This is a genomic window from Agrobacterium sp. rho-8.1 (genome assembly GCF_033957725.1).
Lineage (GTDB): Bacteria > Pseudomonadota > Alphaproteobacteria > Rhizobiales > Rhizobiaceae > Agrobacterium.
The window spans coordinates 248,678-273,274 of record NZ_CP192788.1; the positions used below are offsets into that span (position 1 = coordinate 248,678).

Sequence of the window (24,597 nt, forward strand, 5' to 3'; positions counted from 1 at the left end):
TGTCGACCTTTAAGTGGCGCTCACGCGTCTTGCCAATCTCCCCCCTTGAGGGGGAGATGCCCGGCAGGGCAGAGGGGGGGGGTAAGCCCCACCCGCCACGTCTAGGTCAGATCAGAAAATCTTCGAGAACTGATCGATGTTCTTGGCGTCATAGATGAACGGATCGGCCATGGCTGCTTCGCTGTTTTCGCCAACCTTGATCTTGCCCATGCGTCCGGCTTCGATCTCGGTGCCCGGCTTGCCGTCAGTATCACCCTTGACGAGGTGATAGGCGATCTGGGTTGCGGAGTAGCCGAGGTCAATCGGGTTCCAGATGGCGAATTCCTTGGTGGCGCCGGACTTGATGGCACCCGCCATTTCGGAAGGAAGTCCGAGACCTGTCACGAAGACCTGCCCAATCTTGCCCGCATCCTTTACCGCCTGCGATGCCGCAAGCACACCGACGGTGGTCGGCGCGACGATGACCTTCACATTCGGCTGCGAGGTCAACAGGCCCTGCGCTTCACGGTAGCTCTTGTCGGCCAGGTCGTCGCCATAGACAGTGGTGACGAGGTTGAGGCCGGAGAAGTCTTTCAGCTGCTTCTTCATCTCTTCGATCCAGATATTCTGGTTCGTGGAGGTGGTCGTGGCAGAGAGAATCGCAAAATCACCCTTGCCGCCTTCGAGATGCGCGGCTGCAAGCTGCAGGCACATCTTGCCGATTAGGGCGTTGGACGATGGGTTTAACTGTAGAATACGGCCCGCCGGTGCAACGCCACTATCCCAGGAGATGACCTTGATGCCGCGTTGTGCTGCCTTCTTGAGGGCTGGCACGACAGCGTCCGGATCGTTGGCGGAAATCGCGATGGCATCCACGCCCTGCGCAATCAGCGAGTTGATGACCTCGATCTGGCCTTCGGCTGTTGTTGAAGTTGGGCCTGTATAGATGATCTCCACACCACCCAGTTCCTTGGCGGCTTCCTGAGCGCCCTTGTTGGCGGCCTCGAAGAAGCCGTTGCCGAGCGACTTGACGACCAGCGCGATTTTCATGTCCTTCGCTTGCACCATGCCGCCGAAACCGGCAACGCCGATGGCAACACTGAGCGCCAAGGCGCGGGTCAGTTTTCTACGTGTCAGTTTCATGTTCCGTTTCCTCCCGTTAAAACAACTTCCGCTTGGCGCCCCTCAAGCAACCGAAGCAGAATCCTCTTCATCCGGCGATGGCGGCGCCTGCGCACCCGCAACCGATCCGGCGACAACAAGTGCAACGCCCGCTGCCTCGACCATCCGCGCTGCCTCGTCCGAAATGCCGTCATCGGTGATGATGGTCGAGACATTGTCCAAAGGGCAGAGAATGAGGCTGGAGCGTTTTCGGAATTTGGAGCTATCGACCATCACGATCAGCTCCTCCGCTTGCCGCATCAATTTCTGTTCGCTCTGGATGACCAGCGCATCCGATTCCATGATGCCAAGCGCACCGACACCTTGCGCGCCGATAAAGATGCGCCGCGCATAGAAATTGCGGATCGCGTCATTCTCGAAAGGCGACAGGATCAGGCTCTGGTCGCGGTAGATCGCGCCACCGGGAACGCTGACATTGCATTTCGAATGCTTCACCAAGTGCTCTGCGATGGCGAAGGAATTCGTCATCACCTGCAAGCGCCGGGCCGACATGTAATGCACCATCTGGAAGGTGGTCGTACCGCCATTGATGATGATGGCGTCACCTTCCTCGCAGAGATCGACAGCCTTGCGTGCAATTGCGCGTTTCTTATCGATGTTGACCGATTCCGACACCCGAAACGGGCGTGCGGCAAGATTCCCCAGCTGTGGCGGGTGGACTGCCTCTGCCCCGCCTCTGACGCGCCTCAGCTTTCCCTGAACATGCAGAGAAGCGATATCGCGTCGGATCGTTGCTTCGGAAGCGTCCGTCAATTCGGCAATATCCTGCACCGTCACAACAGGCTTTTCCTGTATGGCGCTCAAGATGATGCGATGGCGTTCGCTTTCGTGCATGGGGTCCTCCTGATCGCAATCTTCCGTAAACTTCTGATGTTGTCAATCAAGTTCAATCAAAATAAATAATGTTGCATCGCACAATGAAAATATATGATCGTTTATGATTGACATTGCGCTTTTGAATGCGCGATACCTGCTCCTAACGGAAGGCGGGCTGGTTCAATAGTCCGCATGTGAACGATCTGGGAGGATATAGCGATGGGACAAACACGTCTTCTCGAAAGCCGCTGGGACGATGCTTATGCTGCAAAGCTCGATGAGCCAGGCAAGCTGCTCTATCGCTCCAATCTGCTGGGCGCAGACAAGCGCATCACCAACTACGGTGGCGGCAACACCTCTGCCAAGGTGCTGGAAACCGATCCTCCAACCGGCGAAAAGGCTCGCGTCATGTGGGTCAAGGGCTCTGGCGGCGATGTCGGCACCATCAAGCTGGATGGCTTTGCCACGCTCTACATGGACAAGCTCGAAGCGTTGAAGGGCATCTACAAGGGTGTGGACGATGAAGACCGCATGGTCGGTTTTCTTCCCCATTGCACCTTCAATCTCAATCCGCGCGCGGCTTCCATCGACACCCCTCTGCACGGTTTCGTGCCGTTCGACCATGTCGATCACATGCACCCGGATGCCATCATCGCCATTGCCGCTTCGAAGAATTCGAGAGAATTGACGCAAGAGATTTTCGGGGCTGACATCGGCTGGCTGCCATGGCGTCGTCCGGGCTTCCAGCTGGGTCTCGATCTCGAAGCCTTCGTGAAGGCCAATCCCAATTCCAAGGGCGTCGTGCTGGAAAGCCACGGCCTTTTCACTTGGGATAATGATGCGAAAAAGTGCTACGAACTGACGCTCGCCATCATCAACAAGGCGATCGAATGGTTCGCCGCAAAGACCGAAGGCAAGACCATTTTCGGGGGCGCGGTTGCCAAGACATTGGCGAAGGATGAGCGCCGCGCCATTGCTGCGCGCCTGATGCCGGAAATTCGTGGCCGCATCGGTCGTGACGAGCGCAAGCTCGGTCATTTCGATGATCAGGATTCCGTTCTGGAATTCGTCAATTCCGCACAATTGAAGCCGCTGGGCGCGCTTGGCACATCCTGCCCGGATCACTTCCTTCGCACCAAGATCCGTCCGCTCATCCTCGATCTCGATACTGTTAACCCGGATGTAGACGCCGTTCTGGCCTGTCTGGACAAGGCGCTGGATGACTATCGCGCTGATTACACGCGCTATTACGAGAGCTGCAAGCGCGACAATTCACCGAAAATCCGCGACCCCAACCCGGTAATTTTCCTCATTCCCGGTGTCGGTCTGCTGTCCTTCGCCAAGGACAAGGCGACCGCACGCATTGCCGGTGAGTTCTACGTCAACGCCATCAACGTCATGCGCGGCGCCTCGACGGTATCCGAATATCAGGGCCTGCCTGCGCAGGAAGCCTTCGATATCGAATACTGGCTGCTGGAGGAAGCAAAGCTTCAGCGTATGCCCAAGCCGAAAAGCCTTGCCGGCCGCGTGGCCTTCATTACTGGTGGTGCGGGCGGCATCGGCCGTGCGACGGCCGAACGTTTGGCCAACGAAGGTGCCTGCGTGGTGCTGGCGGACATTGATGAAAGCGCGTTGGAAACGACGAAAAATGACTTCGAAAAGCGTTTCAGCGCTGATGCGGTTCGTAGCGTCAAGCTGGATGTGACGAAGGAAGAAGCGGTGCTTTCAGCCTTCGTTGAAGCCAGTGTTGAATTTGGCGGTGTGGATATTCTGGTATCGAATGCAGGCATCGCGTCATCTGCCCCGGTGGAAGACACCACGCTCGCCATGTGGAACAAGAATATCGATATTCTGGCGACCGGTTATTTCCTCGTCTCAAGAGAAGCATTCCGCCTGTTCCGTCGCCAGAATCTTGGTGGCAACGTCGTTTTCGTCGCGTCCAAGAACGGCTTGGCGTCGTCACCAAATGCGTCCGCTTACTGCACAGCCAAGGCTGCCGAAATTCACCTTGCCCGTTGCCTGGCGCTCGAGGGTGCTGATGCCGGTATCCGCGTCAACACCGTCAATCCCGACGCTGTTCTGCGCGGCTCGAAAATCTGGAATGGAGAATGGCGGGAACAACGCGCCGCTTCTTCCAAGATCGAAATCGATGATCTGGAAGAGCATTACCGGAAGCGTTCCATGCTGAAGCTGAATGTCTTCCCGGAAGATATTGCCGAGGCGATCTACTTCTTCGCCTCGGACGTGTCGGCCAAGTCCACCGGCAACATCATCAATGTCGATGCCGGTAACGCGCAAAGTTTCACCCGCTAGTCGCGGGTGAAAAACCTTTTATCTGCGCAGGATGACCCAGATGGCGTGAATGATGCCGGGGATGTATCCACACAGCGTCAGCAGAATGTTGAGCCAAAACTGCAGGCCAAGGCCGACCTGAAGAAAGACGCCGACTGGCGGCAGGAAAATGGCAAGAATGATGCGAATAACGTCCACGATTGAATACCCCGTCTGATTGTTTTCGACGACATAACGTGGGGAGCACGGAATTGGTTCAATCGGCAGGGCGAGCAAAGGGAGGAAGGGATGATGGAATTGAGGATTGCGGCAGATATTGTCGAGGCGGAAAACCAAAAGCGCGGTGAAGCACATGACGCGGATTACGCCGCGTTGGGCGCGCATCTCTCGCGCCGCAATATCGACATCGATGTTATCGCGAAAAAAGTGTCCGAGTTTTTCGTCGCCGTTCCCTCCTGGGGTGTCGGTACCGGTGGGACCCGTTTCGCCCGCTTTCCCGGCAGGGGAGAGCCGCGGGGCATTTTCGACAAGCTGGACGATTGCGCCGTCATCAACCAGCTGACCTCAGCCACGCCCAATGTTTCCCTGCATATTCCATGGGACAGGCAAGATCCGAAAGCGCTCAAGGAGCATGCGAACGCGCTGGGCCTCGGCTTCGATGCCATGAATTCCAACACCTTTTCGGACGCGCCGGACCAACCGCATTCCTACAAATACGGTTCACTCAGCCACGCAGATGCGGCGACGCGTCAACAGGCCATCGACCACAACATCGAATGCATCGAAATTGGTAACGCGCTCGGTTCCAAGGCGCTGACGGTGTGGGTGGGTGACGGCTCCAACTTCCCCGGCCAGAGCAATTTCACCAAGAGTTTCGAGCGCTATCTTTCGGGAATGGCAGACATCTACAAAGCGCTGCCGGATGACTGGCGCATCTTCTCCGAACACAAGATGTACGAGCCCGCCTTCTATTCCACAGTGGTGCAGGATTGGGGCACGAACTACCTCATTGCCAACACGCTGGGTGAAAAAGCTTACTGCCTTGTCGATCTCGGCCACCACGCGCCGAATACCAATATCGAAATGATCGTCGCCCGCCTCATCCAGTTCGGCAAACTCGGCGGCTTCCATTTCAACGACAGCAAATATGGCGATGACGATCTGGATGCGGGCTCCATCGATCCTTACCGCCTGTTCCTCGTCTTCAACGAGTTGGTGGATGCCGACCATCGCGGCGTCAAAGGCTTCCACCCAGCCCATATGATCGACCAATCGCACAATGTGACCGACCCCATCGAAAGCCTCATTTCCAGCGCCAACGAAATCCGCCGCGCCTATGCGCAGGCGCTGCTGGTGGATCGCATGGCACTTGATGGTTTCCAGCAGGACAACGATGCTCTCATGGCATCCGACACTCTCAAACGCGCGTATCGGACTGATGTGGAGCCTATTTTGGCGGAGGCGCGGAAACGGGCCGGCGGAGCCATCGACCCTGTCGCCACCTATCGCGCCAGCGGCTATCGCGCCAAAGTGGCAGCTGAGCGCCCTGAATCGAAAGGCGGTAGTGGCGGCATCATCTGACGCGCTCCACCTAAGCGGCAAACGTTAACACATGAAGGCACGCGAGAGCGTGCCTTCATGCATTTGTAACCAAATATGTCCGCCGTTAAAGAATCGTGTTTTTCGCCCCACCATCTTCACATTCGCGTTTATGTTAGGGCGTTATGAAACAACCAATAGACAGATCAGGTCTGATTTTTGTAGCGCTGCTGTGCGTGCTCGTCGGTATCGTGGTGAGCATTGCGTTTCTGAACGGAGACAGACAGCTTTCACCCCAAAGCCAGGACGGCACGTTGATCCCGAGGACAACGGTTCAGCCGCAGCCCCAACAGTGATGGCAGCGCCAGTGCGGTAAGACAACCGTTCTGCTGGCGTTCATCATAAGGGATTTATACTTGCCGAACAACGCGGGAGAACCACCATGAAACTGGCAAGCCTTACTCTGCTCATTGTGACGACGATTGTTTCTGTCGGCCATGAACCGTTCGCTGCGCAAGCGCAGGACTTCGAACTGCATATCGGCGAAGGCAGAAACAGAGATTATAGGCCTGATCGGGACTACCGTGAAGGCAGAAACAGAGACTACAGGCCTGATCGGGACTATGGTGAAGAGCGGTACGATCGGGGTTGCAGCCCCAGGGAAGCGATAAGAAATGCTCTTCGTCGGGGTATGATAGATCCACAGATCATCGAAGCCGATTCGCGGCGCATCGTGATTGAGGGCTATGGGCGCAGAAACGAATATACCCGACTCCGACTGGCCAATCGACAGGGCTGCCCCCGTATCGGCTAAATCCTACAGCTGGACCGATCTGTTTTGACCCCGCAGGCGTTTCAGCTTGGCCGGAACGCCTGCGTATATTCCCATCGTCACGGTTTCTCCGCGCACCACGGAGCCAGCCGCAATAACGCATCCGTCAGCGATCTTGGCACCGTCGAGAATGACGCAATTGGCACCAATCCAGACGTCGTTTCCGATGGTGATGCCGATTGAAGAGTTGCCTTGGGATTTTATCGTTCTGCTGGGATCGTCGAAATTGTGATTGGAAGCGACGATTGTAACGTGCGCCGCGACCCGAACGTCATTGCCTATGAGGACGCGACCGGGACCGTAGATAATCGCATACGGGTTAAGACTGAAGTTGTTCCCGATCGTGATGTCGCCGCCATAGGTGTGAATGATGGAACCTCTGCGGATATGCGCTCGTCGACCGATCGTTATCGTGCCAGTTTGCACGAGAAACTGTGTTCCGAAGTTAATGTCGCACTTGGGTCCAAACTGAACCTTTCCCCTGCTCAAGAAACCAATAACGCGCTGTCTTGCCCGTCTGAAAAGCACGATTGCAAACTCCCTATTCCGCGCGCCCATCGACCAGTGGAGTCGAACTTATAGATCGTGAAACTGGCACGGGCCTATATTCGATTGCTGGTAATCACACTGCGACGAACGAAGGCATGTGGTTTGATTTATAATCTTGAAACTGGTGCCGCTTGCAGGACTCGAACCTGCGACCCCATCATTACGAATGATGTGCTCTACCACCTGAGCTAAAGCGGCTTGCCAAGCGTCGAACAGCTGTCGGCGCGGTGTATGGCGGGCTGATACAGGCATTGGGGATGGATTTCAAGTCTTGAATAAGGCTTCGATCAAAAATCCCGCGTCACCAATCCTCGTGGCCTCCATCAAGCCAGAATGCGAGCCTTGGCGGCGTCGTATTCCTTGGCAAGGCGATCCACCAGTGCGGAAACGGGTTCGACTGCCTTCACCGCACCCACGCCCTGACCGGCACCCCAGATATCTTTCCACGCCTTGGTACCGCTGTTTGCCGCGCCGAAGTCCATCTTGGATGGGTCGGCGACCGGCAGGTTGTCGGGGTCCATGCCAGCTGCAACGATCGAGGCTTTCATGTAGTTGCCGTGGATGCCGGTAAAATAGTTGGAATAGACGATGTCGCTGGCCTGAGCGTCCACAATGGCCTGTTTGTAGGCGTCGTTCGCCCTTGCTTCTGTCGTGGCAATGAAGGGGGAGCCGATATAGGCCATATCAGCGCCCATCGCCTGGGCAGCGAGAATGGCACCGCCATTGGCGATTGCACCCGCCAGAAGCAGGGGGCCGTCGAACCATTCGCGAATTTCCTGCACCAGCGCGAAGGGCGAGAGAGTCCCCGCGTGGCCCCCAGCACCGGTTGCAACGGCGATCAATCCGTCGGCACCCTTACGAATGGCCGAATTGGCATGGCGGTTGTTGATAATGTCATGCAGCACGATGCCGCCATAGGAGTGGATCGCAGCATTGACTTCGGGAACTGCACCAAGGGAAGAGATGACGATCGGCACCTTGTATTTTACGCACAGCCCGAGGTCATGCTCGAGACGCTTGTTGGAAGTGTGGACGATCTGGTTGACGGCAAAGGGGGCTGCCGGTTTGTCAGGGTTTGCTGCGTTGTGGCTGGCCAGGTCCTCGGTCATCATCGCCAGCCATTCGTCCAGCTGGCTTTCGGGGCGTGCGTTGAGCGCTGGAAACGCGCCGACGACACCCGCCTTGCATTGCGCCAGCGTCAGTTCGGGATGCGAGATGATGAACAGTGGCGAGGCAATCACCGGCAGTCGAAGATTGTCCCTGAGTACGGACGGCAGCATGTTTCCTCCCATGAGTGACGTTTACGCGCACGTAAGATGTAGCGAAGCCAACAGGATATGAAAAGCGAAAAAGAAGAGGGCGGTGGTGGGAGCCTTAAGGCCGTTGACGCGGCGACCGTCATGTCTTTTTGATACCGGGTTTGCTGAAGTGGGATGTTCGTAGGACGGTCAACCGGTCGCTCGGCGCACCCGCTCAACACGTTTTCACCATTCCATCCCCATATTTGACCAAGACGTCTCTTGCGGTTGAGCAAGCGAGAGGTTACCGAATCGTAAACATATGGCGCAATGCCGCAAAAGCCTTTCGGATGGCGAGAAAAGGACCGATAGTGAGCGGACTGGAAACGGCAATCAGAAATGCCCTCGAAAAATCGGACCGATCCAGTGCCGAAGTGCGGGCACGGATTTACCAATCTTCGCGCCAGGCGCTGGAAGCGGGTTTGCGCAAACAAGGGATAGATGACCCCGAGGTGGTGGCGCAGCAACGCCAGCGCCTGGAGGTGCTTGTTCACACGATTGAGGCCGAAGAGCGAAATCGGCTGCTGAGCGTCGTGGAAGATCATGTCCGGCGTGAGGCCTCTCGCACATCGGCGCCCGCCCAGCCGATATCGCGCGCCACCCCGCAAGTTATACCGCCTTCACCACGCACTGACGAAGACGATGTGCTGCCGGTTGAGACGCCAATTCGCGCCGAGGCGCCAGACGAAGCGCAGACCACAAGTCGCAGCGGCGATGATTTTCATGCCGAACGGGGAGTGATCGCACCCGATGCCCGAACTGCGCCTGCTGCTGATGCGGCATCCCTTTCGTTTACGCCGCAGCGCACGGCAAAAGCCCGCCGCAAGAAGGGTCTCGTCGCCAGGCTATTCATCTCTTTTACCCTCATCGCTTTTTTCGGTTTCGGAGCGTGGTGGATCTACAGTTCCGGCATATTGCTGAGCCCGTCGGAGCGCGACACCGGTGTCCCCAACCCGCCACCGGAAGTGCAATCGGAAGATTTTACCGGTACCGAAGCAGCACCCCAGCCTAGCCTTGAGGCAGGGCGCGGCTTTTCCGATGCCTGGGAAGAGGTTTTCAATGCAGAGCGGGGCAACGAGGGACTTCAGGCAGGTTCGCTTGCCGCCCTCGAGCCGATTTCGACGGCCGCCGGAAAGGCTGTCCGTCTCACCTCGCGGGTTTCGGAAGCCGATGGAAATATCGCCATCACGGTTCCGGCCGATGTTCTGCGTGAAATGGCAGGCAAGTCCTCGACCATCGCCATCACGCTGCAATCCTCCAGTGACCGCCAGACCCAGCTGTCCATCAGCTGCGATTTTGGCACCCTTGGGGATTGCGCCCGCCACCGCTTCACGGCAACGCCAGAACGTGCCGATATGTTGATCAATGTCACATTTGACCGCACGCTCGCGCCAAGCAACTCTGGCACCATCATTATCAACAGCGATATCGATGGCAACGGACGCCCGGTCAATCTTTACTCGGCACGCATTCTGCCGGGGCAGTGACCGTTCAACAGGTCGGCGTGGACGTCGCGTTCCCTTGAAAAAAGGGAACGCTCTGAAGAACTCAGGGTAACGGACGTTGCGGCATCACTCTCTCGACTTGATGATGCGTCAAACTGGTTCAGATTCCTACTTCAAAAAATCGGGCCCGGAACCGAGAATCTTGTGATCAATCTCGCCGATCACCGTCTTGTCCTTCCCATCGTAATCCAGCGATTTCAAAATGTGCCTGATGAGGTTGATCCGGGCCCGGCGTTTGTCGTTGGCGCGAATGACCGTCCAGGGCGCTTCGTCATTGTGGGTCTTTTCCAGCATCAAATCACGCATGGCCGTGTAGTCGTCCCATTTGCTCAGCGCGGCGATGTCCATGTCCGAGAGTTTCCAGGCCTTCAAAGGGCTATGGCGGCGGTCGTGAAAACGGTCAAGCTGCGTTTCGCGGCCGGTATCCAGCCAGAATTTGAAGAGATAGGTGCCTTCGTGAACGACCATCTTTTCAAGGCGAGGGGCTTCTTTCAAGAAACGCTTGTGTTCTTCGGGTGTGCAGAAACCCATGATCGGTTCGACACCGGCACGGTTATACCAGGACCGGTCGAACATCACGAATTCGCCAGCCGTCGGGAAATGGGAAATGTACCGCTGGAAATACCATTGGCCGCGTTCGGTTTCGCTCGGTTTGGTCAAGGCGACGACGCGCGCGCTGCGGGGGTTGAGATATTCCTTGATGACGGAGATGACGCCACCCTTTCCGGCCGCATCACGTCCCTCGAAAACCGACATGACACGCGTGCCGGTGGCCTGAAGCCACGATTGCACCTTCACGAGCTCGATCTGCAGAGCCTCCAGCGTCTCGTCATACTCCTCACGCTTCATTTTCTTGTCGTAGGGAAAGCCACCGGCTGACAGCTTGTTGTCTTCAATCCAGTCCGGCAGAACCGGGTCATCGATGTTGAAGATGCGGGTTTTTCCGTTGATCTCAAGTTCAACCGAACGGTCCTTGGCGTTTTCGCTCATCATCGCTCCCTGAGTGCTGCTTTAAGAAATTGACGGGCTCTTAAAAACGAGCTCGCATCCAATATGGATATCAAACTGTGAGAAAAGACATAGTGATGAATCTCTGTCATGAAAGAGCGATAAAAGGTTTCGATGCGCAATTTGCGGCGAAAGGCGAGGGTGAACCGAGATGGTGAGGAATGAAGGCAGCACATCGGCGCGATATCTGAACAGGCTTCGCCGCGGCTGGTTGCCTATTCTGGTCGTTTCCCTGCTTGCTGTTGTCGCTTCTCTCGAACTTTTGTCTCCCTACGTTCCCGCCGTTTTGTGGGTCGCGGCTGTTCTGGCCATCCTCGCGCTCAATTCGGGAACGTCGTCCAAGGCTCAGGCGCGTGTGGAAGTGTCAGACCCGGGAAATGATGAACAAGGTGTCAGCGAAAGCCTGCTTGCCGGCGTACGCTCAGGCCTTGCCGCACTCGATACGCCGGTCTTCATTCTGGATCGCAACGCCAGCGTTCTGTTCGAAAATGCCGCTGCCGAACGCGCCTTCGGTTTGATGCCGGTCGGTTCACACATTTCCGGTCGTATGCGCTCACCCGGTCTCCTCGACGTTATTCGTGAAGCCATCACGACAGGTGAGGCCAATCAGGTGGAGCATTCCGAGCGTTTGCCGTCCGAACGCGTCTTCATCGTGCGCATCGCCAAGGTGGTCACGAAGGACAAGGCAGGTGCGCCGCTTTATGTTTTATCGTTCCGCGACATTTCCGAACTGCGCCGCATCGATCGCATGCGCAGCGATTTCGTCGCCAATGCCAGCCATGAGTTGCGCACGCCTCTGGCCTCGTTGCGCGGTTTTATCGAGACGATGCAGGGCCCGGCCCGCGACGATCCCAAGGCGCGAGAGCGGTTCCTGGGCATCATGCTGGATCAGGCCACGCGTATGAGCCGTCTGGTGGATGACTTGATGTCGTTGTCTCGGCTGGAGTTGCGGGCCAATATTGCGCCCGACCAGAAGGTCGATCTCGTGCCGCTGCTGGGCCATGTCCGGGATTCTCTTTTACCTTTGGCACAGGATCTCGATGTCTCCATCAACCTGCATATGCCGGATGGCAAGGTGGAAGTGACGGGAGACCGCGACGAATTGGTGCAGGTGTTTCAGAACCTCGTCGAAAACGCCTGCAAATACGGACAGGATGGCAAGGTCGTGGATGTCGCGCTGCGTTCGGATGCCGGAAAGCCGGTCGAAGTCAGCGTGGTGGACAAGGGGCCGGGCATTCCAGCCGAGCATGTGCCGCGCCTGACCGAGCGGTTTTATCGGGTCAGTGTGGCAGACAGCCGCTCGAAAAAAGGAACAGGTCTGGGGCTGGCCATCGTCAAACATATCCTCACCCGCCACCGTGCCCGGTTGATTATCCGCTCAGAGCTCGACGTTGGCACGGACTTCACGGTGCGTTTTTAACACAAGACTCGCATAGATCGTGGTGTTATAAAAAATGTACAATAAAATCAAACTCTTAAACTGTCACAAATACTTCATCGAAGTGACATAAAAGGGTGGGGCAAGACTGGTTATGAAGAGGCCGCCGGGGCAGCCCAGATTGGGCAGAGGGTAAAAGATACTGCCGGCAGCGTCCACACATGCCCGCCACGGGCCCCTACGGGAGAGTTATATGAACATCGTTAAATTGTCCGCCGCAGCCTTGGTGGCTTCGGTTGCCTTCGCAGGTGCTGCTGCTGCGCGCGACCAGATCCAGGTTGCCGGTTCGTCCACCGTTCTGCCTTATGCAAAGATCGTTGCTGAGACGTTCGCCGAAACCTTCCCTGACTTCAAGGCTCCTGTTGTCGAGTCCGGCGGCACGGGCGGCGGTTTGAAGGCTTTCTGCTCGGGCGTTGGTGAAGGCACCATCGATATCGCCAATGCTTCACGCCCTATCAAGGCTGACGAACTTGCGGCCTGTAAGGCAGCTGGCGTCGCTGACGTGCAGGAAGTCAAGATCGGTTACGACGGCATCGTGTTCGCGATGGACAAGTCCAACAAGGACATCAAGCTCGTACCGAAGGACCTCTACCTCGGTCTCGCCGCTGAAATCGTCAAGGACGGCAAGCTTGTTGCCAACCCTTACAAGAAGTGGACGGAAATCAACAAGGACCTGCCGGATGTTGCGATTGCCGCTTACATCCCTGGCTCCAAGCACGGCACGCGCGAAGTCTTCGAAGAGAAGATCATGGCTGACGGCTGCAAGGAAGCTGGCGCGACCGAGGCTCTCAAGACCCTCGTGACTGATGCCAAGCAGGCTGCTGCCAAGTGCGTTGCAGTTCGTAAAGACGGTGCCGCTGTCGACATCGACGGCGACTACACGGAAACGCTTGCCCGCATCGATGCCAACAAGGGTGGCCTCGGCGTGTTTGGTCTCGCGTTTTACGAAAACAACAAGGACAAGCTGAAGGTTGCGACCGTCAGCGACGTTGTTCCATCGACCGAAACCGTTGCAAGCGGCAAGTATCCAGTGTCGCGCCCACTGTTCTTCTACGTCAAGAAGGCACATGTCGGCGTCATTCCTGGCGTGAAGGAATATGTTGAATTCTTCCTGTCCGACGAAATGATCGGCCCTGACTCCCCGCTGGCAAACTACGGCCTGGTGTCTGCTCCTGATGCAGAGCGCAAGGAAATCCGTTCGAAGTTCGAAGCTGGTACCACGATGTAATAAAGCTGGATGCGCGGCGAGGCGTCGCGCATCCATCCTTCTGTGGATTGTCGTCTTCCGTTGATCGAAACGCTTAAACCCGGTGATCGCTTTGTGTATCAAGCCGGACTGCGTCGGCTTTGTCCGAACAGATGACATCTTCGGTCAAAAGGCCGAAATTTTTATCGCCTTTGAAAGTGCCCGATACCGCATCGCGCCATGTGGCGTGCCGAGGAAAGTTTCATGAACACACCTATCATTTTGTTGATACTGGCGTTGATCGGCATCACCAGTTACGTGCTTGGCACGCGCCGCGCTGTCGCGCTGGCAGGTGGTCGTCCATCATCCATGCATTCTCGCGCCGGTTACCATGGCTCTTATGCACTGGTGTGGGCCATCCTACCGTCGGCCTTCATTCTGGCTGTTTGGCTCATCGTCAGCCCGATGGTCATCACGGCAGCGGTTCGCGCCGAGTTTCCGGAAGATATTCGCGCGCAGTCAGAGGCGCAGCAGAGCCTGAACTACGGTATGGTCGGCTCCATCGCGCGTGGTCTTCAGCGCCTGACGGCGGAAGAGCACGACGCTGTGAAAGCCGGTGCGCCGGTTCGCCCGCTGCTTGCCGCCAAGGGCGTCGCCATCGCCGGTGACCCAGAGCCTTACATGGTCGAGGCAGCCCAGACGCTCAACACGATGACGACGTCCAGCCGTATCGGCATGATTGTTGTGGTGCTGGGTGCTGCATTGCTTGGCGCGCTCTATGCGCTGCGTGCCATTGCTCCTCGATTTCGGGCAAGAAACAAAGTCGAGCGCGTCATTCTCGGTGCGCTTCTTCTGGCGTCGTCGCTCGCCATTTTGACGACCATCGGCATCGTCATGTCGATGCTGACGGAAGCCATTCAGTTCTTCAACATGGTGCCAGCCCACGAGTTCTTCTTCGGCACCGTTTGGGACCCGCGGTTTGCGGCCGCAGGGGCAACGGAATCAGTCGGCCAGTTCGGTCTCATTCCGCTTCTTGCCGGTACGCTCTACATCGGTTTCGTCGCCATGCTGGTCGCCGTCCCGGTGGGGCTGTTCTCGGCCATCTACATGGCAGAATACGCGTCTCGGCGTGTCCGCTCCATTGCAAAGCCGCTGCTGGAAGTTCTGGCCGGTATTCCGACCATCGTCTACGGCTTCTTCGCGCTGACCACCGTTGGCCCGTTCCTGCGCGACATCTCCTCGCAGATCAACGGCCTGACGACTGGCGATTACACCTCTTTCATTCAGGCACAGAGCGTTCTGACGGCAGGCTTCGTGATGGGCATCATGCTCATCCCTTACGTGTCCTCGCTGTCTGACGACATCATTACAGCCGTGCCACGCACACTTCGTGATGGGTCGCTTGGTCTGGGGGCCACTCGCTCCGAGACCATCAAGCGTGTCCTCCTTCCCGCTGCCCTGCCTGGCATCGTCGGCGCCATCCTGATGACGGCATCGCGCGCCATCGGTGAAACCATGATTGTGGTTCTGGCGGCAGGTGTTGCCGCACGCTTGCAGATCAGCCCGTTCGAACCGATGACGACGGTGACGGTGAAGATCGTCAGCCAGTTGACCGGCGACCTTGAGTTTACCTCGCCGCAGACGCTGGTTGCCTTTGCGCTCGGCATCACGCTCTTTGCCATCACGCTATGCCTTAATATCTACGCGCTCTTCATTGTGCGCAAATACCGGGAGCAGTACGAATGACCGACGTTGTTTCTTCGGCGGCTGGCGTGCCAGTCGCGCCAAAGACGGCCCGTCGCGATATCGGCATCAAGCGCCGTTATGCAGCGGAGCGCCGCTTCCGCACCTATGGCGTTGCCGCGATTTCCTTCGGCCTGCTGTTCCTCTTCCTCCTGATCTGGTCGGTTGTGGGCAAAGGCTACACGGCGTTTCAACAGACCACGATTACGGTTCCGGTCGAGTTTTCCGAACAGATCATCGATCCTGACAATCAACGCGCCACCAATCCGAACAAGCTTGTTACGGCAAACTACCCGGTTCTGGCGCGCAACGCGGTGGCCAAGGCGCTGGGCGTGTCGCTGGACGACCGCACAGCCTTACGCACCATCGGCACCATGGTATCCGACAGTGTACGCACCCAGTTGCGTGACATCGTAACGTCTGATCCCAGTGTGATCGGTACGACGCGGAATGTCGCGCTGCTGGCGTCCGGTGATATCGACTCGGCCTTCAAGGGCCAGTTCGACATGACCGGCGAAGAGGCCAACCGCCGCGTCTCCGACCAGCAGGTCAAATGGATGGATCAGCTCGTCGCAAGCGGCCAACTCGCCAAACAGTTCAACACCGGCATTTTCGTGAATGGTGCGTCGAGCCGTCCGGAGGCCGCCGGTGTGGGTGTCGCGCTCATCGGCTCCTTCTACATGATGATGATCGTTCTGGTGCTGTCCCTGCCGATTGGCGTGGCAGCCTCGATCTATCTGGAGGAATTCGCGCCCAAGAACCGCATTACCGACCTGATCGAGGTGAATATCAACAACCTCGCAGCCGTGCCATCGATTGTGTACGGTCTGCTCGGCCTGTCGGTCTTCATCAACTTCATGGGCTTTCCGCGCTCGGCATCTCTGGTCGGTGGCTTCGTGTTGACGCTGATGACCTTGCCGACGATCATCATCGCCACCCGTGCGGCGCTGAAGGCCGTGCCGCCATCGATCCGTGCTGCGGCTTTGGGACTGGGCGCCTCGAAGATGCAGACGATCTTTCACCATGTTCTGCCGCTGGCCATGCCGGGTATTCTGACCGGCACCATCATCGGCCTGGCGCATGCTCTGGGCGAAACCGCTCCCCTGCTGTTGATCGGCATGGTCGCCTTCGTCGCAAACTACCCGACAACGCCGATGGACCCATCCACGGCCTTGCCGGTCCAGATCTATATGTGGGCAAACGAGGCAGAGCGCGCCTTTGTCGAACGGACATCCGGCGCTATCATTATCCTGCTGATGTTCCTCGTTGTCATGAATGTTGGCGCAATTCTCTTGCGGCGTCGCTTCGAGCGGCGCTGGTAGAAGGAGCTTAGAACGATGAATATGTTGTCGGAAGCAGCAATGGAAAAGGCGCTGGACAAGAAAATGAATGACGTTTCTCATAAGATGATCGGCAAGGACGTGTCCGTCTACTACAGCGACAAACGGGCGCTCTACGATGTGAACCTCAACGTCCGCGAAAACACCGTGACCGCGCTCATCGGACCATCGGGCTGTGGCAAGTCCACGTTCCTGCGGACGCTGAACCGCATGAACGACACGATCGACGGTTGCCGCGTCACGGGTAAGATCACACTCGATGGCGAAGATGTCTACGACAGCAACATCGATGTGGTTGAACTGCGCGCCCGCGTCGGCATGGTGTTCCAGAAGCCGAACCCGTTTCCGAAGTCGATCTACGAGAACATCGCTTACGGCCCGCGCATTCACGGTCTTGCTCGCAACAAGGCGGATATGGATCAGATCGTCGAGGCCAGCCTTCAAAAGGCAGGCCTGTGGAACGAAGCCAAGGATCGCCTTTTGGAGTCCGGCACGGGCCTTTCGGGTGGTCAGCAACAGCGTCTGTGCATCGCCCGCGCGATTGCCGTCAGCCCTGAAGTCATTCTGATGGACGAGCCTTGCTCGGCGCTCGACCCGATTGCGACGGCCAAGGTCGAGGAGTTGATCCACGAGCTTCGCTCCAACTACACCATCGTCATCGTGACCCACTCCATGCAGCAGGCGGCCCGCGTTTCACAGCGCACTGCGATGTTCCATCTGGGCCACCTCGTCGAAGAAAACGACACCGACAAGATGTTCACCAACCCGGATGACCAGCGCACGCAGGATTACATCATGGGTCGCTTCGGCTGATCCCGTCGTTGATTGCAACCCATCGCGTCGAACCGCTTGAGCCCGACAGAGCTTGCGGCCAGCCGCATCGAAACTGGAGAATTCGACCATGCCGACAAACTCACACATCATGTCCGCGTACGACGAAGAACTGAAGTTCCTCAGCCGCCGTATCGCTGAAATGGGTGGCCTTGCGGAGCAGATGTGCAGCGATGCGGTGCGCGCACTCGTCAATTCCGATGCTGCTTTGGCCCAGAAGGTCATTTCGGACGATACGATCCTCGACAACGCCGAACGCGAAATCGGGGACAAGGCAATCGTGACCATTGCCAAGCGTCAGCCGATGGCGGCTGACCTTCGCGAAATCATCGGTTCGCTGCGCATCGCCGCTGATCTGGAGCGCGTGGGCGACCTTGGCAAAAACACCGCCAAGCGTGTTATCGCGGTTGCCGGAACCGGCGTGCCCCGCAAGCTGGCCCGCGGCCTCGAGCATCTGTCCGAGCTGGCCTTGGTCCAGTTGAAGGACGTTCTGGATGTCTATTCCACCCGTTCGGCGGAAAAGGCGCAGACCATCCGCGAACGCGACGAGGAAATCGATGCCATGTACACCTCGCTGTTTCGCGAGCTGCTGACCTACATGATGGAAGACCCGCGCAACATCACCACCTGCACACACCTCCTGTTCTGCGCCAAGAACATCGAGCGTGTGGGCGACCATGCGACGAACATCGCGGAAACCATCTACTACATGGCCACCGGCAGCCAGCCGGCAGGCGAGCGTCCCAAGGACGACAGTTCCAATACGCTCGGTGCGATCACCGAGTGAATTTCCTACAAGCCTGGCGGAGTCACTAGTCATGGTGCCGAAAATAGCAGTTGTCGAAGATGAAGAGGCGTTGAGCGTTCTTCTTCGCTACAATCTCGAATCCGAAGGTTACGACGTGGACACGATCCCGCGTGGTGACGAGGCGGAAATCCGCTTGCAGGAACGTACCCCGGATCTGCTCATTCTCGACTGGATGCTGCCAGGTGTCTCTGGCATCGAGCTGTGCCGTCGTTTACGCATGCGCCCTGAAACGGAACGTCTGCCGATCATCATGCTGACGGCGCGTGGCGAGGAAAGCGAACGCGTGCGTGGATTGGCCACAGGGGCCGATGACTATGTGGTCAAGCCGTTCTCCACGCCGGAACTGATGGCGCGCGTCAAGGCCATGTTGCGCCGCGCCCGGCCCGAAGTCCTGTCATCCGTTTTGAAATGCGGCGACATCGAACTGGATCGCGAAACCCACCGCGTTCATCGCAAGGCCCGCGAAGTGCGCCTGGGACCTACCGAGTTCCGTTTGCTGGAGTTCCTGATGGTATCGCCCGGCCGCGTTTTCTCCCGCTCGCAACTTCTTGACGGCGTATGGGGGCACGACATCTACGTGGATGAACGCACGGTGGACGTCCATGTGGGCCGTCTGCGCAAGGCGCTCAACTTCTCCAGCATGCAGGATGTTATCCGCACCGTACGCGGCGCAGGATATTCGATGGAAGCCTGACGTCTACGACGAAGGCAGATGCGACGTGACGCATCGAAGAGCGCGCGCCCATAATCGACGCATATCAGCAATGTGCGTTTACGTATGGGATCGCGTGGTTGCTCTAGGCTCATCACAAGCCGGTGGGGGCCTCGCTTAAGCTACGCTGAAGATATGATGTGTTGGACAGATGTGGATCTGGGGTGATAAACAACCGGGATACCCGAACGTTTCAGAGCTCAATATCGTCAACAAAAGCAAACGATATCGGATGGCCACTGATATGATGACAAGGGCTGATTGAAATTATCTGAAAATTAAAGTTTGACTATCCGACCGGAAGGCTCTATTAATTGGTTGTCGATATTTTTCTTGCTGAGCTTTGGTTGCCGCGCGATTAGCACCGCGTTTTGAACTAACCCTTTCTTCAAAAAAATCGCTATAATCGCACGCAGGGCATCAGTTCTGCGATCTATCTCTTATGCTTTGAAAGGGTTCATTATGACCACAGGCACAGTAAAATGGTTTAACTCCACCAAGGGCTTCGGCTTCATTCAGCCTGACAACGGCGGCACAGACGCATTCGTACACATCTCCGCTGTAGAGCGTGCAGGTATGCGCGAAATCGTTGAAGGCCAGAAGCTGAGCTACGACCTTGAGCGCGACAACAAGTCGGGCAAAATGTCTGCTTGCAACCTTCAGGCTGCTTAAATAACGGGATCTGCTTTCCCTTGACCACGGATGTACTGGCACTGTTGAAAGCATGAGACCAACCGAGGTCAGGCACTTTGCCTGGCCTTTTTTTGTGCTGCTTGGCGGCACTCGCTTCGGGTACTGTGCCTTTATGGCGTAACAGGCTCCAGGCTGCTCGATCCACCACGCATCGGACTTCCAGCAAATCGATCCCGATTTCAGGCCGGCGCGACAGGAAGGAAATTTCATGTCTGAAACACACAGCAAATCTCGCAAACAGGCAGAGATCGCATTCGGCGCGACGCAGACGCAATTTTTTGCGCGTGGCCATGCGGTTGACGAACTGAATTCGATTACGCAAGCTCGTGAAGAAAAGACGCTCAGACTGCGCGAAGCGCGTCTTGCCAAAGAATTGCAAGACAGCCTGAACCCTGCACCCGCCCCGACGAAACGTGGTAAGAAGTCCTGATCGCAGGATCAGTATGACCACTCAACTGGAATAGAGATTTGAGAAACACTAGAAACATCAAGAACAACGAAGTCTCCGAACAACGCGGCGCCGCGGCTGACGCAAAGGCTGCTCTTTTGAAGGCCTATCGCGAAGCCAAGGAAGCTGCGGCACCCATGCTTGAAGCCAAGCAGGCCGAACAGATTGCCGTTGCCGAGGCCCGCAGAGCGCGCCAGGCTGAACGCGACCAGCAAAAACGCGACGAAAAAATCCGCCTCGAAGCAGAAGCCGCCGAAAAGCAGGCTGAACTCGAAGCTGCGGCAAGTGCTGAAGAAGACGCCCGTAAGCTGGCCGACAAAAACCGCATCGCCCGCGTCATCGAAGACGAAGCCGCTTGCAAGGCAGAGCGCGATCGCCGCTATGCCAACCGCAAAGCCCGTCAAGGCTGAACCATCCGCCAAGATCAAGCAGCCGTTCAATCGAAGGGCTGCGATCTGGCCGGGTGCCTTGTCAAACTTCTAGCGGCGTAGGGCACTAACCCGGACACGGCATTCTCAGCGCTCACCGCTCAGGCAGATCCCTGTCTGGGACGCTTTTTGCGCACAGCATAATTCTTCTCCTGAATATTTCGGTCCAACGTCAAGCTCATCGCTCTATAAGAGTTCATGGGATGATGGTGGACAATTGATATGAGCGTTTGGCGTCGTAAGGCCATCGAGGCTGCACCCGAACTGCGCGATGAGATCGAACGCGCCTGGTCGCCCATGGCTGCATGGATAGAGCTGCGCCCGTTTTTCGAAGACTGCGTGAAAAACGACAGAAGAGAGAAAGCCCGGCGTATCGTGCATTACGCCCGCTATTGTCTTGCAGCTCCACACGCAGATATCAACACCGCTGCGGCGGTTGGCTTCATTGAACATCTGGCCGACGATGAACAGGTGCCTCTCCGCTTGCCCGAACTCATCACGACTCAAGAGGTAGAAGAGTGGCGCACCATTCTGACCTATCACACCGAAGCAGTGATAATAGACGCTTTGAGCGAAGCGTGCCGACGTCGAAGACATCACAACACTTCACACATTAAAAAAGCGGGCCAATGACCCGCTTTTTTATCATCATAATGTGTTTCTCGAACCTTCAGGCTCTGCGGCGTTCGCTCACAGGCTGGTACGCCATCTTTGCGTGGAATTTGCAGTAAGGCGAGGATTCAGACGCGTCGCAGCCGCAGAAATGGAAGTCATCCTTTAGCGGATCGCCGACCGGCCATTTGCAGGTGCGTTCCGTAAGTTCCGTCAGTGTTAGACGCAGCGATGTCGGCAGAACCGCTGTGTTGACCGGTGCGTAGTCAAGAACCCGGCCTGTATCGGTATCCTGATCGTTCGACGTTGCTGTGCGCACCGTTGGACGTGGTGTCGCAGCACGTGCCTGGAAGGTATTTGCGGCGCGGGGTGCAGCAGACGGTGTCGCGACCGTTGGGCGCTTTGCTGCGGGACGTGACGTAGCAACTGTGCCGCCTGCTTTCGCGCGGCCGGGCAGGTTCAGACGGTGGACTTTGCCGATAACGGCATTGCGGCTGACACCGCCAAGTTGTGCCGCGATCTGGCTCGCGCTCAGGCCCTCGGCCCACAACCTTTTGAGTCTCTCAACGCGTTCGTCAGTCCAGTTCATGCCGCTTCTCCGCTTGTCGCGCAGGCCGAATCATTCTCTAATGCCGTGGAGTGAACCACGCGCAGAGTGTCCGCCAGATTTTAGGTGACTAGTTCCGCCGCTTGCAGTCTAGTAATTGAAGATTAACCTAATCGTCGGGTGACTCTCTGACAAGAGTCGTGGGAATCATCTGGAATCGATTTTCCGGTTTTCCCCAACTTGCTGCATTTGTGAGTCAGAAAAGCAACACCTCGTATGGTGTCCCAAATTGCCTACCATGGCTTGAGAAAGCCGGAAAATACGGACATTTGTTGACATCGCCAGGTGAAGTGACAATAGTGATCGCGTAAGAGGAAGACGACCAGAAGCCGCCGCGAGGCGGCATTTTTGATTTTCAGGCACGGGATGACCGGTAAGCCCTCATGAGAGCGCCTTTCGCGCAAGGAGTGACACTGCCATGGCCGACACCGCGCCATTGTTCGATACGTTTTCCAGAGCTCCTCTGCGCTTTGAACGAGGAGAGGGCGTTTGGCTCGTTACGGAAAACGGCGAGCGATATCTGGATTTCGGCGCGGGGGTAGCGGTCACATCGGTTGGTCACAGCCATCCTCACATGGTGGACGCTTTGAAGTCGCAGGCAGAGAAGGTGTGGCACCTGTCCAATCTCTACGAGGTTGAGGGGCAGGAAGTGCTCGCCAAGCGGCTGACGGATGCAACTTTTGCGGACAAGGTGTTCTTCACCAATTCGGGTGCAGAATCCCTGGAATGCGCCATCAAAACCGCGCGCCGTTATCATTACACGCACGGTCATCCGGAAAAATTCCGTATCATTACCTTCGAAGGCGCATTCCATGGGCGCACGCTGGCAACGATTGCCGCCGGTGGACAGGAAAAATATATCGAAGGTTTCGGCCCGAAGGTCGAAGGCTTCGATCAGGTGCCGTTTAACGATCTCGACGCGCTGAAAGCGGCGATCTTACCGGAAACGGCAGCGTTGCTGATCGAGCCCATTCAGGGTGAAGGCGGTGTTCGCCCTGTAACCCCAGAATTTTTGCGGGAACTTCGCTCGCTGTGTGATGAACATGGCCTGCTGCTGATTTTTGATGAAGTGCAGACCGGTGTTGGCCGCACGGGCAAGTTCTTTGCGCATGAGTGGTCGGGCGTGACGCCGGATATCATGGCGGTGGCCAAGGGTATCGGCGGCGGTTTTCCGTTCGGCGCTTGTCTTGCCACGGCAGAGGCCGCGTCCGGCATGACGGCTGGCGTTCATGGTACGACCTACGGCGGCAACCCGCTGGCGATGGCCTGTGGCAACGCGGTGCTGGATATCGTTCTGGCCGAGGGCTTCCTCCAGCATGTGCGGGATGTGACGCTTGTGTTTCGTCAAGGACTTGCATCCTTGAAGGATCGCTATCCTGATGTGATCGAGGAGATCAGAGGCGAGGGCCTGCTGATCGGCGTCAAGGCGAAGGTGCCGTCATCGGATCTGCTGCACGCCATTCGCGCAGAGCGGCTTCTGGGCGTTCCCGCTGGTGACAATGTCATCCGCCTGCTGCCGCCGCTTGTCGTGACGGCAGAAGAGGCGCGAGAGGGGTTGGCCCGGCTCGAACGAGCTGCGGAAAGCCTTACGACGAAAATGGCAAGAAGCGCTTGAACGCGCATTGTTCAGGCAAGCGCCAAGCGCGGCCTGCACCAACGGGACTATATTGAAATGGCATCAGCAAAGCATTTTCTAGACCTTTCGGCCGTCGGTTCGGAAGACCTGCGGGTTATTATGGACGACGCCCGTGCCCGAAAGATTGCCACCAAGAACGGCACGGCGGAAAAGCCGCTGGCTGGCAAGATGTTGGCAATGATCTTCGAAAAGCCCTCCACGCGGACGCGTGTCTCCTTCGATGTCGGCATGCGCCAACTGGGCGGCGAGACGCTGTTTTTGTCGGGCACGGAAATGCAGCTTGGCCGCGCTGAAACCATTGGCGATACGGCCAAGGTTCTGTCGCGATATGTCGACGCGATCATGATCCGCACCACGGACCATTCGCGCCTTTTGGAGCTTGCCGAACACGCGACCGTGCCCGTCATCAACGGCCTCACCGACGAGACGCACCCTTGCCAGATCATGGCCGACATTCTCACTTTCGAGGAGCATCGCGGCCCAATCAAGGGCAAGACCATCGCCTGGACGGGGGATGGCAACAACGTGTTGCATTCGCTGGTGGAAGGCTCTGCCCGCTTCGGTTACCGCATGAACATGGCCGTACCGATGGGGTCTGAGCCCCATGACCGTTTCCTGAACTGGGCGCGCAACAATGGCGGCGAAGTGGCGCTATATCACGATGCGGAACGAGCAGTTGCCGGTGCCGATTGCGTGGTGACCGACACGTGGGTGTCCATGAACCAGGAACACAAGGCTCGCGGCCACAACATCTTTCAGCCTTATCAGGTCAATGCCGCCCTGATGGGCAAAGCCAGCAAGGACGCCCTGTTCATGCATTGCCTGCCGGCGCATCGCGGTGAAGAGGTGACGGATGACGTCATCGACGGTCCTCAGTCTGTCGTTTTCGATGAAGCCGAAAACCGTCTGCATGCCCAAAAGGCCATCATCGCCTGGTGCATGGGCGTTATCTGATTTGCGTCAGCCAATCACCTGCAGGTGATGCGGAACCGGTTGACTTGAATTTCAAGCCAAGGTTCCTATTTCTAGCGCAATTCAATGTTGCCGTTATTTAAAACGGCAACCTTTCATCAATCGTTCGCCGCTCGGTGGCTTCGTGCCGGCTCGTGTCTCGC

24 protein-coding genes and 1 tRNA gene are annotated in these 24,597 nt (G+C 57.1%); 17 read left to right on the forward strand and 8 right to left on the reverse strand.

The features are described 5' to 3' along the window. Positions 1–111: 111 nt before the first annotated feature. Together rhaS and RMR21_RS01280 are read right to left on the reverse strand one after the other, a co-directional pair. Positions 112–1,122: a rhamnose ABC transporter substrate-binding protein gene (gene rhaS / locus RMR21_RS01275; RefSeq protein WP_498668934.1), complete on the reverse strand. Its 1,011-nt coding sequence runs from the start codon at positions 1,120–1,122 to the stop codon at positions 112–114. Between the two features lie 42 nt (positions 1,123–1,164). After that, positions 1,165–1,995 (reverse strand): DeoR/GlpR family DNA-binding transcription regulator, encoded by an 831-nt coding sequence (locus RMR21_RS01280; RefSeq protein ID WP_498668935.1) that lies wholly within the window; start codon positions 1,993–1,995, stop codon positions 1,165–1,167. Between the two features lie 201 nt (positions 1,996–2,196). Between RMR21_RS01280 and RMR21_RS01285 the strand changes: the two genes are divergently transcribed. Next, positions 2,197–4,290, forward strand: a complete 2,094-nt coding sequence (locus tag RMR21_RS01285; protein WP_498668936.1) for a bifunctional rhamnulose-1-phosphate aldolase/short-chain dehydrogenase — start codon at positions 2,197–2,199, stop codon at positions 4,288–4,290. A gap of 18 nt (positions 4,291–4,308) precedes the next feature. Here the strand turns inward: RMR21_RS01285 and RMR21_RS01290 are convergent, their stop codons facing one another. Continuing rightward, positions 4,309–4,467, reverse strand: coding sequence for a YqaE/Pmp3 family membrane protein (locus tag RMR21_RS01290; RefSeq protein WP_206591108.1), 159 nt, complete (start codon positions 4,465–4,467; stop codon positions 4,309–4,311). Between the two features lie 90 nt (positions 4,468–4,557). Here RMR21_RS01290 and rhaI point away from each other — a divergent pair, with 90 nt between their 5' ends. Together rhaI and RMR21_RS01300 are read left to right on the forward strand one after the other, a co-directional pair. Beyond that, positions 4,558–5,850, forward strand: coding sequence for an L-rhamnose catabolism isomerase (rhaI, locus tag RMR21_RS01295; protein WP_498668937.1), 1,293 nt, complete (start codon positions 4,558–4,560; stop codon positions 5,848–5,850). Positions 5,851–6,250: 400 nt separating this feature from the next. Beyond that, positions 6,251–6,622, forward strand: a complete 372-nt coding sequence (locus RMR21_RS01300; RefSeq protein WP_498668938.1) for a hypothetical protein — start codon at positions 6,251–6,253, stop codon at positions 6,620–6,622. A gap of 3 nt (positions 6,623–6,625) precedes the next feature. On the opposite strand, the gene RMR21_RS01305 is transcribed toward RMR21_RS01300, so the two are convergent. From RMR21_RS01305 to RMR21_RS01315, 3 genes are all read right to left on the reverse strand, one after another. Next, positions 6,626–7,066, reverse strand: coding sequence for an acyltransferase (locus RMR21_RS01305; RefSeq protein WP_498668939.1), 441 nt, complete (start codon positions 7,064–7,066; stop codon positions 6,626–6,628). A 245-nt stretch (positions 7,067–7,311) separates the two neighbouring features. Further along, positions 7,312–7,387: transfer RNA gene (locus RMR21_RS01310), tRNA-Thr, on the reverse strand. 125 nt (positions 7,388–7,512) lie between these two features. After that, positions 7,513–8,469 (reverse strand): NAD(P)H-dependent flavin oxidoreductase, encoded by a 957-nt coding sequence (locus RMR21_RS01315; protein WP_498668940.1) that lies wholly within the window; start codon positions 8,467–8,469, stop codon positions 7,513–7,515. Positions 8,470–8,798: 329 nt separating this feature from the next. Here RMR21_RS01315 and RMR21_RS01320 point away from each other — a divergent pair, with 329 nt between their 5' ends. Further along, positions 8,799–9,974, forward strand: a complete 1,176-nt coding sequence (locus tag RMR21_RS01320; RefSeq protein WP_498668941.1) for a hypothetical protein — start codon at positions 8,799–8,801, stop codon at positions 9,972–9,974. A gap of 126 nt (positions 9,975–10,100) precedes the next feature. Here RMR21_RS01320 and ppk2 read toward each other — a convergent pair whose 3' ends face one another. Beyond that, on the reverse strand, positions 10,101–10,982 hold the full coding sequence (gene ppk2 / locus RMR21_RS01325; protein WP_498668942.1) for a polyphosphate kinase 2: 882 nt from the start codon (positions 10,980–10,982) through the stop codon (positions 10,101–10,103). Positions 10,983–11,151: 169 nt separating this feature from the next. Between ppk2 and phoR the strand changes: the two genes are divergently transcribed. The 11 genes from phoR (at position 11,152) to RMR21_RS01380 (ending at position 21,260) form a co-directional block, all read left to right on the forward strand. Further along, a complete protein-coding gene (phoR, locus tag RMR21_RS01330; protein ID WP_498668943.1) occupies positions 11,152–12,420 on the forward strand; it encodes a phosphate regulon sensor histidine kinase PhoR in 1,269 nt (422 codons plus the stop codon). 211 nt (positions 12,421–12,631) lie between these two features. Beyond that, positions 12,632–13,666, forward strand: a complete 1,035-nt coding sequence (locus tag RMR21_RS01335; protein WP_498668944.1) for a substrate-binding domain-containing protein — start codon at positions 12,632–12,634, stop codon at positions 13,664–13,666. A 222-nt stretch (positions 13,667–13,888) separates the two neighbouring features. After that, positions 13,889–15,370 (forward strand): phosphate ABC transporter permease subunit PstC, encoded by a 1,482-nt coding sequence (pstC, locus tag RMR21_RS01340; protein WP_498668945.1) that lies wholly within the window; start codon positions 13,889–13,891, stop codon positions 15,368–15,370. Next, positions 15,367–16,689, forward strand: a complete 1,323-nt coding sequence (pstA, locus tag RMR21_RS01345; protein WP_498668946.1) for a phosphate ABC transporter permease PstA — start codon at positions 15,367–15,369, stop codon at positions 16,687–16,689. The genes pstC and pstA overlap by 4 nt, the downstream gene beginning before the upstream one ends. A gap of 15 nt (positions 16,690–16,704) precedes the next feature. Then, positions 16,705–17,520, forward strand: a complete 816-nt coding sequence (pstB, locus tag RMR21_RS01350) for a phosphate ABC transporter ATP-binding protein PstB (RefSeq protein WP_498668947.1) — start codon at positions 16,705–16,707, stop codon at positions 17,518–17,520. 88 nt (positions 17,521–17,608) lie between these two features. Beyond that, the gene (gene phoU, locus RMR21_RS01355) at positions 17,609–18,325 is read left to right on the forward strand and encodes a phosphate signaling complex protein PhoU (RefSeq protein WP_174152014.1); all 717 of its coding nucleotides are present in this window, start codon (positions 17,609–17,611) and stop codon (positions 18,323–18,325) included. Positions 18,326–18,356: 31 nt separating this feature from the next. Then, entirely contained in the window at positions 18,357–19,040 is a 684-nt protein-coding gene (gene phoB / locus RMR21_RS01360; protein WP_174152016.1) for a phosphate regulon transcriptional regulator PhoB, read from the forward strand. A 480-nt stretch (positions 19,041–19,520) separates the two neighbouring features. After that, positions 19,521–19,730: a cold-shock protein gene (locus RMR21_RS01365; RefSeq protein WP_045229895.1), complete on the forward strand. Its 210-nt coding sequence runs from the start codon at positions 19,521–19,523 to the stop codon at positions 19,728–19,730. A 229-nt stretch (positions 19,731–19,959) separates the two neighbouring features. Beyond that, on the forward strand, positions 19,960–20,181 hold the full coding sequence (locus tag RMR21_RS01370; RefSeq protein ID WP_498668948.1) for a hypothetical protein: 222 nt from the start codon (positions 19,960–19,962) through the stop codon (positions 20,179–20,181). 38 nt (positions 20,182–20,219) lie between these two features. After that, positions 20,220–20,609 carry a DUF6481 family protein gene (locus tag RMR21_RS01375; RefSeq protein WP_498668949.1) on the forward strand — a complete coding sequence of 130 codons (390 nt, stop codon included), beginning with the start codon at positions 20,220–20,222 and terminating at the stop codon, positions 20,607–20,609. A gap of 240 nt (positions 20,610–20,849) precedes the next feature. Further along, positions 20,850–21,260, forward strand: coding sequence for a DUF7674 family protein (locus RMR21_RS01380; RefSeq protein ID WP_498668950.1), 411 nt, complete (start codon positions 20,850–20,852; stop codon positions 21,258–21,260). 37 nt (positions 21,261–21,297) lie between these two features. Here the strand turns inward: RMR21_RS01380 and RMR21_RS01385 are convergent, their stop codons facing one another. Next, on the reverse strand, positions 21,298–21,828 hold the full coding sequence (locus RMR21_RS01385; RefSeq protein WP_498668951.1) for a GcrA family cell cycle regulator: 531 nt from the start codon (positions 21,826–21,828) through the stop codon (positions 21,298–21,300). 436 nt (positions 21,829–22,264) lie between these two features. Between RMR21_RS01385 and RMR21_RS01390 the strand changes: the two genes are divergently transcribed. Both RMR21_RS01390 and argF read left to right on the forward strand, forming a co-directional pair. Further along, on the forward strand, positions 22,265–23,461 hold the full coding sequence (locus RMR21_RS01390) for an aspartate aminotransferase family protein (protein ID WP_498668952.1): 1,197 nt from the start codon (positions 22,265–22,267) through the stop codon (positions 23,459–23,461). A 57-nt stretch (positions 23,462–23,518) separates the two neighbouring features. After that, a complete protein-coding gene (gene argF, locus RMR21_RS01395) occupies positions 23,519–24,436 on the forward strand; it encodes an ornithine carbamoyltransferase (protein WP_498668953.1) in 918 nt (305 codons plus the stop codon). Positions 24,437–24,597 lie beyond the last annotated feature (161 nt).

Excerpts from the sequence above, each read along its gene's own strand:
- rhaS (WP_498668934.1), bottom strand. The coding sequence starts at position 1,122 with ATGAAACTGACACGTAGAAAACTGACCCGCGCCTTGGCGCTCAGTGTT.
- RMR21_RS01280 (WP_498668935.1), bottom strand. The coding sequence starts at position 1,995 with ATGCACGAAAGCGAACGCCATCGCATCATCTTGAGCGCCATACAGGAA.
- RMR21_RS01285 (WP_498668936.1), top strand. The coding sequence starts at position 2,197 with ATGGGACAAACACGTCTTCTCGAAAGCCGCTGGGACGATGCTTATGCT.
- rhaI (WP_498668937.1), top strand. The coding sequence starts at position 4,558 with ATGATGGAATTGAGGATTGCGGCAGATATTGTCGAGGCGGAAAACCAA.
- RMR21_RS01300 (WP_498668938.1), top strand. The coding sequence starts at position 6,251 with ATGAAACTGGCAAGCCTTACTCTGCTCATTGTGACGACGATTGTTTCT.
- RMR21_RS01315 (WP_498668940.1), bottom strand. The coding sequence starts at position 8,469 with ATGCTGCCGTCCGTACTCAGGGACAATCTTCGACTGCCGGTGATTGCC.
- ppk2 (WP_498668942.1), bottom strand. The coding sequence starts at position 10,982 with ATGAGCGAAAACGCCAAGGACCGTTCGGTTGAACTTGAGATCAACGGA.
- phoR (WP_498668943.1), top strand. The coding sequence starts at position 11,152 with ATGGTGAGGAATGAAGGCAGCACATCGGCGCGATATCTGAACAGGCTT.
- RMR21_RS01335 (WP_498668944.1), top strand. The coding sequence starts at position 12,632 with ATGAACATCGTTAAATTGTCCGCCGCAGCCTTGGTGGCTTCGGTTGCC.
- pstC (WP_498668945.1), top strand. The coding sequence starts at position 13,889 with ATGAACACACCTATCATTTTGTTGATACTGGCGTTGATCGGCATCACC.
- pstA (WP_498668946.1), top strand. The coding sequence starts at position 15,367 with ATGACCGACGTTGTTTCTTCGGCGGCTGGCGTGCCAGTCGCGCCAAAG.
- pstB (WP_498668947.1), top strand. The coding sequence starts at position 16,705 with ATGAATATGTTGTCGGAAGCAGCAATGGAAAAGGCGCTGGACAAGAAA.
- phoU (WP_174152014.1), top strand. The coding sequence starts at position 17,609 with ATGCCGACAAACTCACACATCATGTCCGCGTACGACGAAGAACTGAAG.
- phoB (WP_174152016.1), top strand. The coding sequence starts at position 18,357 with ATGGTGCCGAAAATAGCAGTTGTCGAAGATGAAGAGGCGTTGAGCGTT.
- RMR21_RS01365 (WP_045229895.1), top strand. The coding sequence starts at position 19,521 with ATGACCACAGGCACAGTAAAATGGTTTAACTCCACCAAGGGCTTCGGC.
- RMR21_RS01370 (WP_498668948.1), top strand. The coding sequence starts at position 19,960 with ATGTCTGAAACACACAGCAAATCTCGCAAACAGGCAGAGATCGCATTC.
- RMR21_RS01380 (WP_498668950.1), top strand. The coding sequence starts at position 20,850 with ATGAGCGTTTGGCGTCGTAAGGCCATCGAGGCTGCACCCGAACTGCGC.
- RMR21_RS01385 (WP_498668951.1), bottom strand. The coding sequence starts at position 21,828 with ATGAACTGGACTGACGAACGCGTTGAGAGACTCAAAAGGTTGTGGGCC.
- RMR21_RS01390 (WP_498668952.1), top strand. The coding sequence starts at position 22,265 with ATGGCCGACACCGCGCCATTGTTCGATACGTTTTCCAGAGCTCCTCTG.
- argF (WP_498668953.1), top strand. The coding sequence starts at position 23,519 with ATGGCATCAGCAAAGCATTTTCTAGACCTTTCGGCCGTCGGTTCGGAA.